The 7,618-nt window shown below is 34.2% G+C and carries 9 protein-coding genes and 1 pseudogene; 2 read left to right on the top strand and 8 right to left on the bottom strand.

The features are described from left to right. Nucleotides 1-70 precede the first annotated feature (70 nt). Nucleotides 71-322: a hypothetical protein gene (locus ACQV2G_RS08760; protein ID WP_428874325.1), complete on the top strand. Its 252-nt coding sequence runs from the start codon at nucleotides 71-73 to the stop codon at nucleotides 320-322. A gap of 36 nt (nucleotides 323-358) precedes the next feature. Next, nucleotides 359-589, top strand: a pseudogene (locus ACQV2G_RS08755) (N-acetyltransferase family protein); the annotation flags it as partial. 124 nt (nucleotides 590-713) lie between these two features. Here ACQV2G_RS08755 and ACQV2G_RS08750 read toward each other — a convergent pair. From ACQV2G_RS08750 to ACQV2G_RS08715, 8 genes are all read right to left on the bottom strand, one after another. Further along, nucleotides 714-1,190, bottom strand: coding sequence for an S-ribosylhomocysteine lyase (locus tag ACQV2G_RS08750; RefSeq protein ID WP_428876612.1), 477 nt, complete (start codon nucleotides 1,188-1,190; stop codon nucleotides 714-716). Nucleotides 1,191-1,248: 58 nt separating this feature from the next. Next, nucleotides 1,249-1,548: a hypothetical protein gene (locus tag ACQV2G_RS08745; RefSeq protein WP_428874322.1), complete on the bottom strand. Its 300-nt coding sequence runs from the start codon at nucleotides 1,546-1,548 to the stop codon at nucleotides 1,249-1,251. 46 nt (nucleotides 1,549-1,594) lie between these two features. After that, entirely contained in the window at nucleotides 1,595-3,994 is a 2,400-nt protein-coding gene (locus ACQV2G_RS08740) for a DNA internalization-related competence protein ComEC/Rec2 (RefSeq protein WP_428876611.1), read from the bottom strand. Further along, the gene (locus tag ACQV2G_RS08735; RefSeq protein ID WP_428874321.1) at nucleotides 3,991-4,689 is read right to left on the bottom strand and encodes a helix-hairpin-helix domain-containing protein; all 699 of its coding nucleotides are present in this window, start codon (nucleotides 4,687-4,689) and stop codon (nucleotides 3,991-3,993) included. The genes ACQV2G_RS08740 and ACQV2G_RS08735 overlap by 4 nt, the downstream gene beginning before the upstream one ends. A 114-nt stretch (nucleotides 4,690-4,803) precedes the next feature. Next, a complete protein-coding gene (gene coaD, locus ACQV2G_RS08730; RefSeq protein WP_428875366.1) occupies nucleotides 4,804-5,289 on the bottom strand; it encodes a pantetheine-phosphate adenylyltransferase in 486 nt (161 codons plus the stop codon). Further along, nucleotides 5,282-5,863 (bottom strand): 16S rRNA (guanine(966)-N(2))-methyltransferase RsmD, encoded by a 582-nt coding sequence (gene rsmD / locus ACQV2G_RS08725; protein ID WP_428874317.1) that lies wholly within the window; start codon nucleotides 5,861-5,863, stop codon nucleotides 5,282-5,284. Before rsmD ends, coaD begins: the two co-directional genes overlap by 8 nt. Nucleotides 5,864-5,868: 5 nt before the next feature. Next, on the bottom strand, nucleotides 5,869-6,225 hold the full coding sequence (locus ACQV2G_RS08720) for a YlbG family protein (RefSeq protein ID WP_428874316.1): 357 nt from the start codon (nucleotides 6,223-6,225) through the stop codon (nucleotides 5,869-5,871). Then, the gene (locus tag ACQV2G_RS08715; RefSeq protein ID WP_428874314.1) at nucleotides 6,225-7,496 is read right to left on the bottom strand and encodes an FtsW/RodA/SpoVE family cell cycle protein; all 1,272 of its coding nucleotides are present in this window, start codon (nucleotides 7,494-7,496) and stop codon (nucleotides 6,225-6,227) included. The genes ACQV2G_RS08720 and ACQV2G_RS08715 overlap by 1 nt, the downstream gene beginning before the upstream one ends. Nucleotides 7,497-7,618: the final 122 nt, after the last annotated feature.

The raw sequence follows: 7,618 nt of genomic DNA, 5'->3' as shown, positions 1-7,618 counted from the left end.
TGATAATGTCTCAAGAGAACACAAATCAAAATGTCCCACTTCTGAGTTATACTTCCTTCAGGGGGGTTAGATGGGGAGTTATTTAATAATGTTCGAACAAAGAAAATATGCCGTCATTCAATCGGTTGCACAGGGCCGAAAATCAAAAGCCAGAGCCCAGGTGGAGCTCGGTTTAACACGTCGCTCAATTAGTCGACGACTAACTGTCTATAAAACCGATGGTAAATTAGGCTTTCAACATGGAAATGAAGTGATTGGCTTTGCTTACCTTAGTGGTTTTTATAAAGCCTTTTTGCCTCAGGCTACTTTACTTTCAATCTAGACAGCTGAAGGTTGTCCAGTAAAGGGGGGCGGTCATGAACTTTATACGGTGATAGTGTTGATGCTCTCTCAAACTAATATCGAATACATCATTTCTACCATTGTCGCTGATAATTATCGCTCTCTAAGCTTTCATGAAAAAGAAGGCTTTAAACCTATGCTTACTTTCCCAAAATTAGTGCGCAAAGCTGAACGCTTTATTGATGTGATTTGGATGCGAAAAGTTATAAGAGCTGTTTCACCAAACCATTCAATATCCAGCAGTTGAATTCGACTTTGAAAGAGACCAATTAATTACTGATTAATTATATCACTACACAGTCAAATAAATAGCAGGTTTGTTGAAGTTTCATTTTAAACTCCATTATAAACCTGCATTTATTTTTGAAAAACTATTCGGGATAAGTAAAGCTTAAATCAGTCACTTTTTCAAGATTTTTTACATATCGCTTTGCTTGATATTTAGCCATTGGTAGGTTTTGATCGAGATAATTTCCACAATCTCTGGCAGTAGCACCAGGTATCTCCCCTTCAAAGTCTGCTGTGAATTTAAAGGTTTCTTTAATTAAATTCAAAACTTCTAGCCCTTCTAAGGCGTCCGTTAAAATTAAATAGAAGCCCGTACGACAGCCCATTGGTCCAAAATAAATGACTTCCTTTTTATATTTTTCGTGATTACGTAAAAAAGTTGCTGCTAAATGCTCAATTGTATGTATTTCTGCTGTATTCATTACGGGTTCAACATTTGGTGCTGTGAAACGTAAGTCATAAGTATGTAGTTTTCTTCCACCAATCTCATCTGTTCGAGACAAGTAGATACCGGGTTTTAAGATTAAATGATTGATGGTAAAACTTGGTATTTTTTCCAATAGAATTCCTCCTTTATATTGCTTCCAATGTAACGAAAGAAGAATTATCTGTCAATTTTTAGTTAAATAAAAAGTATATTAGAATAAAATGGATGATTAAACGCAAAAGATGATGGCTTATATTAGCTTGTCGACTACTTACCAATCGATCGCGATAGAGCGTAATGGAAAGGGCTAGTAACAAGATAGAAATAGCAATGTCTAAAGGTTTCAAGCTTGACCATAAATTCATTAGGGTCAAAAGAAATAGCAAATCAATAACAGTCAATGTTATCTTTGAAATATTGAGCCCATTTTTTATTCCTAAAATGCCAGTTATAAACACTATAGATGCATAGATAAAGACTATTATGTTCATCACAAACCTCCCTTTACTTCAGTTTTTTAAAATATATCATATATCGCTAATATAGTAAATGTGTATTTCTAATCTGTATATTTAAGTTCTCCTTGTTTATTGCTGTTCTAATTGACCAGCCATAAAAAGGTAAGTATGAAATTTCGATAGCACCGACATCTTGTGTATCTAAATAATTAAGGTGTCTTTTTTCTAATTTTTCAATTGTTTCACTATGAGGATGATTATAAGGATTGTCCTTCCCAGATGATATGAGCGCTAATTCTGGTTGCAGTTGGTCTAATAGATCTTCACTAGTAGAAGTTTTACTACCATGATGACCAATTTTTAAAACGTCTACTTTTTCACTTGAAAAAACTTGTAACAAAGATTTTTCTAGCTCAATTGGTAGATCTGCCATATTAAGAAATTTTTTATCGTCTATTACAAAAGAAGTGATTAGCGAAGAAGCATTACTAAAATCATCTTTAAGACTCGCAGGCATATCCAAACAAATTATCTCAATTTGATTGCCTCCTACCCTCACCTTAGTTCCCGGATTTAAGATATGATGTTGGGTCTGATTAGGAATTTTATTTGCCATGGTTTGCCATATTGCTGACTCTTTAGTGAATTTTGAATAATACAGATGTTTTATTTCAATCTCTTGAATAAGTGTTATCAAATTACCAAGGTGGTCGATATCTGGATGAGTGATAATGACGCCTTCCAAACTAGCAATTCCTTGTGATTTTAAAGCTGGAATGACATTTTTTAAAGCAAATTGAGTATCCAATTTATTTTTCTCCTGGTAGCTAGCCATCTTCCCTCCGGTATCAACTAACCAAGCCTCTTTTGAAAAAGCCTTTTTATAGAGTAAAGCATCTCCTTGCCCTACATCTAAAACGATGATTCGCTCACGTGGATCAAGATAAGGATAAAATAATATTCCGATTGAATAACCGATAATTAAAGATTGCCAAGCTAATTTTGGGTTACTTTTTAAATAATAAAACCAAATAATAGCTATACCAAGTAAAAAGATTGGTAAGAAAAAGTTTCCGTTTCCTAATAAGATTGTTCCGCTTTCTATAACAGAATGAAGTGAAAGGAATTCCCACATTCTTTGGAAGACATTAGATAGATAAGTAATGAACTTTAATAAAGCTGGATAGTACTGACTAACATATAATAAAATTGAAAAAGAGAACATGCTTGGCAGAATCCATCTTTCGAATATAGGCGCAAATAAAAGCACGACTGCTAGTTGTAAAAAATTAATGGTATAAGTACTTGAGAGTAAAAGGGGCCATGAAAATAAGAAACAAAATAAAGTTAGTTCACTTTTTTCTTGCCAAGTAGTTGAAAGGCTATCGACTATACTTCCTTGATAAAAATAAATCAGATACGACATTATGAATGATAAAAGAAAGGCTAAACTTTTTATATTGAAGGGATTAATAATTAGGAGGGTTATATAAATTACTGACAAAACATCTAAAGAAGAAAGTGGCCAATCAAACCTTTTGCGTAAATCATTAATTATAATAACCGACATAGAACGGATAACACCTATAGGCCAAGCTACTAACCATGCAAAAAAGGTTAAAAGTATAAAATTGATTTTTTTACTTACTAGAGGAGAAATACCTATTCTTAATAAGATAGTATTGAGAACTCTTCGGAGATAGTTGACATGAAAACCTGAGATTGAGAAAAAGTGTAAAATTCCTAAAGTCATAAAGGCCTGTTTGTAATCTTGATAAACTGTGGAATTTAAATTGTAGAGTAATTTATTATGAATACTAACTAAAGGAATCTGACCACATTTTCTTATATAATGTGTTAATCTTGCTCTAACATTAGCAAGTAATACTAAGGGATGGTTGATTAAATTAGATTGATTCAATGAAATTTTTTTAATTTTCTTTACCTCCACCCCCCAAGCTATGCCTTTTCTTTTTAAGTAACTTTGATAGTTAAAAAGATCAAAATTGCGATTAGGTTCTACTTGCTTAATTTCGCCTTCTATTTCTAAACGATAGGAGCTAAGGGTTAAGTCAGGTAAATTTTCTTGCAAAGCTTCCTCATTCCAATAGGTCACTGTCACAGGGAATGTGGTATCATTTTCGATAATTAAGAAGACTTCACCATAAAAAGTATTTTCACTTTGTTGGATTTGGTTTGGATTGATAGTTATAGTGGCTTCAATTTTTTCTTGGTCATTAAGCATAGAAAGTTGTTCTTGTAACTTGTTTTCTAAAAACCGATGCCTTACGAACACTAGCAATAAAAAAAAGACAGCTAAAATGATTACGGCCTTATTATCACACTTAATAATTCGTATAAGGCTTAAACAAAATAGAATGAAGAAAGACAAGGTGGAATGTATAAGAAACAATAAAAACAAACTAATTAGCATAGCAATTAAAGTCCAGTGATAACGACAACTTGTCAATTTATTCATTGCTGAAGCCCTACTGTAATAAGGTCTTTTAATCCTTCAAAGGTTTTTGGACCGATGCCTGAAACTTGTAAAATATCTTCAGTGGCTTGAAAAGAACCATGGTCCTGGCGATACTGAATGATTTTTTGAGCTTTAGAAGGACCGATTTGTGGCAAAGTTTCTAATTCTGCTTGATCTGCTGTATTAATATTAATGAGTGTTTGCCTCTCCTCTTTATTAGAAGATCCTACCAACATTAACTCCTGGTTTAAGGCCGATGTTTTCTGCTGTGATTGCTCGTTTATGATTAGGGTATCCCATTCCGACTGACTATATACTGTAACCATCATCTGATCTTCTAACAGTAACGCTAAATTTAAGCTGTCTTGTGCCGCATCTTCAGTAAAACCTCCAGCCTTATCGATTAAATCAATTAAACGTGATCCTTGCTGTAATTGATAAACTCCTGGTTTCATAACCGCTCCCTTCAAATCTACATAAAGTTGTTTTAATACAGTGGTCTCATTTTCTTGACTGGTCATTTCCAATGCTAGTGAATGCTCTTCTGCTTGTAAATCAACAGTATCCCTTAATAAATTGTTTTGATTTAGCATCATAAAAACACATACACAAGCAACTAATATCAATAAAAATGGCTTATTTCTAATTTTTGCATAAACAGACGCTTTTTGACTTTCTTCAAAATAAGACTTCATGACTTTCCTCCTCACTTGACAATCTTAAATACAAGGAGAATTTCTTAAAGGCGCTTTTAAGACCCCCAGCATCAAAATACTGAGGGCCTTAAAATAAGCTTTGGATATCTCTTTTTATTTTATCCTTTGAGCAAGTGCTTGGGCAACATTTGGAGGAACCATTTGCGAAATATCTCCACCAAAATAAGCGATTTCTTTGATTAAACTGGAGCTTAAATAGCGATAATTTTCATTCGCAAATAAAAGAACTGTTTCAAGGCCTGGGAGTTGGGTTCGATTAACAGTCGCAATATTCGCTTCATATTCAAAATCTTGTGCCGAGCGTACTCCCCGAATAAGGGAAATCGCCTTAACTTTTTGATAGTAATGAGCAATTAAGCCATCTTCTAAGTAATCAATTTTTACATTTTTAAATGCTGCTGTAGCCTCTTCGATTAAAAGTTTTCGCTCCTCAACTGTAAAGACGGTCTTTTTTGTGGTATTCACTGCAATTAATACGATTACTTCATCAAACAATTGACTGGATCGCTCAATCAAATCTAAGTGTCCATATGTTAAGGGGTCGAATGAACCAGGAAAAACACCTACCCTTTTACTCATACTCTTCGCTCTCCTCACCTTGGTATTGATATATTCGAATGACTGTAATCCCATATTTTTTATTTTTTAATTCAAGAAAATTAGGGATTTCTTTTACGGAATGCACTTCGTCAGCCTCAAGAACAATTAAGCAACTCGGATTTAGAAAATCATTTTTGATTAACCACTCTAAGTCTTGCTCAACTTGATTTTCAGCGTAAGGGGGATCAAGAAATACAAGGTCAAAGGCTCGTTGGTTTTTTAGACCCCAATCTAATAACTTTGTCCGGTTTTTGCCACTTAGAAGTACAAACTTTTCTTCTTCTTTTGTCATCTTTATATTTTCTTTAATCGTTAAAACGGCTCGCCGATCTTTCTCGCACATAACAGCTCCTGCCAGTCCTCTTGAAACAGATTCTATGGCCAAAGCTCCTGATCCCGCGTAAAAATCCAAACAATAGCCATCAATCGGTAATCGATTAGCCAAAAGGTTAAACATCGATTCTTTTATTTTATCGGTTGTAGGCCGTGTGTTTTTCCCGGGAACCGCCTTTAAAGGACGAGATCGATAACTTCCTGCAATGACTCGCATCATACCACCTACTTCTTATCTTTTGCTTCTGGGACGATTTCTTGGGCGAGATCTTTAAAGAATTCGTCAAAGGAAACCTCTTCTTCCTCTTCTGCTTTTAAATCAGGATCAATTCGATCCTTTATAGCATCTTTAAAAGTCATATCGATATCATCTCGGTATGAAACCTCTACTTCCCGCACAAAATTTAATTTACGCAAAGAAGATAAAGTTTCATCAAGCTGAGAATCATTCACGTACATGATGGCATATTTCAAGCGTTCACTTAAATAATGTACTGTGCCATATTTTCTTAATTGCTTCCATTGTTTAAGACTATATAACCATACAACAAGCGATTTTCTTTTTACTGCTTCAAATGTCATTAGCGTCCACCTTTCAAATTGGATACTTTTGAGCGATTAGTTGTTTGTCTCATCCGAGCTTCTTCACTGATGAATTTTTGAACAATGCCTATTATTATCAAATTGACTACCATGCTCGTCCCTCCATACGATATAAAGGGAAGTGTCACTCCAGTAAGGGGGATTAAACTTGTCAATCCTCCAATATTTACAAATGTTTGCGTAAAGATTAAAATAGCAAATCCCGTAATACAAATACGGTGAAACAATTTACTCATCATACTGGCTGTTCTGAGTAAGTAAAAAACTAAACCAAGTAATGTTAAGATTACAGCGCTTACCCCTAGCAATCCTGTCTCTTCTGCTATCACTGATAAAATAAAATCTGTATGAGCGGCAGGAAGCATTTCTTTTATTACTCCTTGACCTAAGCCCACACCGAAAAGGCCACCATTAGCGATTGCTTTATAGGATTGAATGACTTGATAGCCTGTCCCATGTTGATATTTAAACGGATCAATGAAAGATCCTAAACGTTCAAAAAAGTGCCTTCCAGTACCCACAAAATAGTCTGCAAAGTATATTGAAACAATATAGATAACTATAGTAACAACAATAAAAAATAACAGAGAAAGAATATTCTTCTTTCTTGATAAATTAAAAATCATAAACAGAGAATAAGCACAAAAACCAATAAGTACTGTTGTGCCTACATCAGGCTGAATTAAAACAAACATTGCCGATATTATCATTAAACCAAAGGGCAAAATGATATACCAAAAAGAAGACTTTTCTAGTGCTATCAGATAAGTTCTTTTAAAATAAACAGCCAGTCGACTACATGTGAGCACCATAGCTATTTTAAATAGCTCAGAAGGTTGAAAATTATATCCTCCAATATTGATCCAAGAAGATGCCCCTCCTCCTTCCTGACCGAAGAAAGTAGCATAAAAAATTAAAACCATTGTTAGAAAATTGAGTATATTAATTAAAAAGATGTTAGAAAACCATCCGTTTGGAACAAGCCGAACGAGTAAAATCATGCAAAAACCAATCAAAATTGAGAGGGCTTGCTTCTTCACCATGGCTAATGGATCTTGTGACATGGTAGAAGAAAAGACGGCTAACATGGAAAAAAGTAGTAAAACAATGACAATAAGACTTAGTAACTTATCGCCCTTTCCATATAGATCAAATTTTTTCTTAAAGCTTGTGATAAAACGCTCTTTATTCATTTCTTTAGAATCTACTTCTCTAGTTTTAGGAGTGATGTGAAAGACTTTGTTTTCCATAATTATTCCTCTCTAATTCGCTAAAAACATTATAGCATAAAGCATCAGTAGTGGGTATTTATGAAAATGGCTCTTTGTCAAATAGGGTTGATGAGTAGGTGAGGTAACCGACTGGTTACTTC

Origin of the sequence: Facklamia sp. P12955 (genome assembly GCF_050409565.1) — a bacterium.
Classification (GTDB): Bacteria; Bacillota; Bacilli; order Lactobacillales; family Aerococcaceae; genus Facklamia.
Note: the sequence above shows the minus strand (reverse complement) of the source record. Positions and strands in the feature narration are given on the sequence as shown.

Bases quoted from the DNA above. Each gene is read 5' to 3' on its own strand.
- ACQV2G_RS08760 (WP_428874325.1), top strand. From the start codon at position 71: ATGGGGAGTTATTTAATAATGTTCGAACAAAGAAAATATGCCGTCATT.
- ACQV2G_RS08745 (WP_428874322.1), bottom strand. From the start codon at position 1,548: ATGAACATAATAGTCTTTATCTATGCATCTATAGTGTTTATAACTGGC.
- ACQV2G_RS08740 (WP_428876611.1), bottom strand. From the start codon at position 3,994: ATGAATAAATTGACAAGTTGTCGTTATCACTGGACTTTAATTGCTATG.
- ACQV2G_RS08735 (WP_428874321.1), bottom strand. From the start codon at position 4,689: ATGAAGTCTTATTTTGAAGAAAGTCAAAAAGCGTCTGTTTATGCAAAA.
- coaD (WP_428875366.1), bottom strand. From the start codon at position 5,289: ATGAGTAAAAGGGTAGGTGTTTTTCCTGGTTCATTCGACCCCTTAACA.
- rsmD (WP_428874317.1), bottom strand. From the start codon at position 5,863: ATGATGCGAGTCATTGCAGGAAGTTATCGATCTCGTCCTTTAAAGGCG.
- ACQV2G_RS08720 (WP_428874316.1), bottom strand. From the start codon at position 6,225: ATGACATTTGAAGCAGTAAAAAGAAAATCGCTTGTTGTATGGTTATAT.
- ACQV2G_RS08715 (WP_428874314.1), bottom strand. From the start codon at position 7,496: ATGGAAAACAAAGTCTTTCACATCACTCCTAAAACTAGAGAAGTAGAT.